Consider the following 749-nt stretch of genomic DNA (forward strand, 5'->3'; position numbering starts at 1 on the left):
CCACCTGAGCCCGGACTTTGTGCACGGCCACCGAACCGGACGCGGTGCGCCGACGGGCCGCCGGCACCGGCGCGCGGGTGGGACGGCGCAGGGTGACCGGGCGACCGTCGAGCAGGAAGGCGGCGGGCGGGTCAGGCTGGCTCGGTGACGAAGTCGATGAGGCGTTCCATGGCGTTGATCAGGGGTGTTTCCACGTCGGCGAAGCTGTTCACCCGGGACAGGATGTGCCGCCACATGTCGGCCGGCTCGGCCACCCCGAGGGCCGCGCAGACCCCCTCCTTCCACGGCTGCCCCGGCGGCACCACCGGCCACGCCGCGATGCCCAGCGCCGCCGGCTTGACCGCCTGCCACACGTCCACGTAGGGGTGCCCGGTCACCAGCACGTACGGCGAGTTCACGCGGGCGACGATCCGGCTCTCCTTGCTGCCCGGCACCAGGTGGTCGACGAGGACGCCGAGTCGTCGGGTCGGGCCGGGGCCGAAGTCGCGGACGTCGGCGTCGAGGTCGTCGATGCCGTCCAACGGCTCGACGACCACACCCTCGATCCGCAGGTCGTCGCCCCAGATCCGCTCGACCAGCGCGGCGTCATGGATGCCCTCCACCCAGATCCGGCTGGCCTTTGCCACCTGAGCCCGGACTTTGTCCACGGCCACCGAACCGGACGCGGTGCGCCGACGGGCCGCCGGCACCGGCGCGCGGGTGGGACGGCGCAGGGTGACCGGGCGACCGTCGAGCAGGAAGGCGGCGGG

2 protein-coding genes are annotated in these 749 nt (G+C 73.7%); both read right to left on the bottom strand.

Going from position 1 to position 749, the window contains the following annotated elements; all coding sequences use genetic code 11:
- The coding region (locus F8271_RS31640; RefSeq protein ID WP_370462013.1) for a DUF3097 family protein at window positions 1–115 on the bottom strand (115 nt) is incomplete at its 3' end.
- A 16-nt stretch (window positions 116–131) separates the two neighbouring features.
- A partial coding sequence (locus tag F8271_RS31645; RefSeq protein ID WP_151493425.1) for a DUF3097 family protein occupies window positions 132–749 on the bottom strand: 618 nt, incomplete at its 5' end.

Source organism: Micromonospora sp. ALFpr18c (assembly GCF_008868155.1).
Lineage (GTDB): Bacteria > Actinomycetota > Actinomycetes > Mycobacteriales > Micromonosporaceae > Micromonospora.